The organism is Erythrobacter sp., from assembly GCF_038133525.1.
Taxonomy (GTDB): domain Bacteria; phylum Pseudomonadota; class Alphaproteobacteria; order Sphingomonadales; family Sphingomonadaceae; genus Qipengyuania.
Genome location: NZ_JAYPTL010000134.1, coordinates 1,062 through 2,485, shown reverse-complemented (window position 1 = coordinate 2,485; position 1,424 = coordinate 1,062). Strand labels below are relative to the sequence as shown.

Annotated in this window: 3 protein-coding genes; all 3 read right to left on the bottom strand. The window is 60.5% G+C overall.

Annotated features, from left to right (window positions below):
* Window positions 1-416: (2Fe-2S)-binding protein (locus AAFM29_RS17120; RefSeq protein ID WP_341713936.1), on the bottom strand; the 416-nt coding region annotated here is incomplete at its 3' end.
* Between the two features lie 154 nt (window positions 417-570).
* The gene (locus tag AAFM29_RS17115) at window positions 571-903 is read right to left on the bottom strand and encodes a cytochrome C oxidase subunit IV family protein (protein ID WP_341713935.1); all 333 of its coding nucleotides are present in this window, start codon (window positions 901-903) and stop codon (window positions 571-573) included.
* Complete coding sequence (locus AAFM29_RS17110; RefSeq protein ID WP_341713934.1) at window positions 903-1,298, bottom strand: cytochrome c oxidase subunit 3; 396 nt, start codon at window positions 1,296-1,298, stop codon at window positions 903-905. Before AAFM29_RS17110 ends, AAFM29_RS17115 begins: the two co-directional genes overlap by 1 nt.
* Window positions 1,299-1,424: the final 126 nt, after the last annotated feature.

Below are 1,424 nucleotides of genomic sequence, written 5' to 3'. Positions count from 1 at the left end.
ATGTTGTGATATCCAGTGCAGCGGCAAAGATTTCCACTCAAGCCGACACGGATCTCGTCTTCGGTTGGATTTGGATTATTTTGAAGGAATCGATACGAAGTCATCAGCATCCCCGGCGTGCAATATCCGCACTGAAACCCGTCATGCTCGACCAAGGAAAGCTGCAGCGCGGACGGATCGGTCGGCGTGCCGATCCCCTCGATCGTGGTGACATGGTCGCCATCGTGCAGCGCGGCGAGCGAGAGGCAGCTGTTGATACGCAGGCCGTTGACGATGACGGTGCAGGCACCGCACTGGCCGTGGTCGCAGCCTTTCTTGGTGCCTGTCAGCCCGATATGGCTGCGCAGGAAATCGAGCAGGCTGACGCGCGGATCGTCGGGCAGCTCGTGAGTCTGGTCATTGATGGTGATGGGCAAGTTGGTCTCCTTGCCCTTCCAATGTCCCAGAGTGCGAGTGTTTCCCCGTTTCCAGCAAAACTTACTGTAAAAATTCGATCGGAGGAGTTCGAGCGGTAATGCCAGGAATGTTATTTATTCACATAGCGCTATGAGGTTAACAGATGATGCCGCTTCACATCATGCGCGCATGCTGGTCGAACAATATACAGATCGAGCCTGCCACCATCAGCGACACGACCAGCGCGGTGAACAGGATCAGTTGGAGATCGTCGCGGTGCGATTTTCTGAGATCAATGTGGAGGAAGAACCGGAACTGCGCGGCGATCTGCACGATGGCGAGCAAACCCAGCCCGCCCAGCATCCAGCCATGGCCCACCGGTTTGAAGATGACGACCGCAAAGCTGAGCGCGGTCAGGATCGCCGCGCTGGAAAGCCCCAGCACCAGATCGCGCAATTCGCGGCGCGCGCCATCACGCTCGCTGCGGGGAATGTCGCCGCGGTCCATCACGCCGCCCCGTACAGGAAAACGAAGGTCACGATCGCGACCCACACCACGTCAAGCAGGTGCCAGAACAGCGCCAGCCGCATGATCCGCGTCGCCACCGCCTTTTCCAGCCCGGTAAAGGCGAGCTGCGCCACCAGCACCGCCATCCACGCCAGCCCCGCCGCGACATGCAGCGCATGTGTGCCGAGCAGCGTGAAATGGGCGGAAAGGAACCCGCTTTGCCCTGGCGTAGAACCTTCCCCGATCAGCTTGCCGAAATCGCGCGCCTCCATGCCCAGAAAGGCAAGGCCCAGCACGGCGGTCACGCCCAGCCACAGCACCAGCCGCGATTTATCGTCTCGGTATTTGAGCGCGAGCGAGGCACGGCCGAAGGTGAAGCTGGAGGCCCGCAGCAAGACCGTCTCGCTCCCCGCGCAATTGCTCAAAACGGAACATCATCGGACATGGAATCGCCGTCTCCAAAGGGCGGGGGCGTTTCATAGGCCGAGCCGTCCTCCCCCTTGGCCCCTCCCTTGCTGTCC

Coding starts and splice junctions, on each gene's coding strand:
- AAFM29_RS17115 (WP_341713935.1), bottom strand. CDS start 903: ATGGACCGCGGCGACATTCCCCGCAGCGAGCGTGATGGCGCGCGCCGC.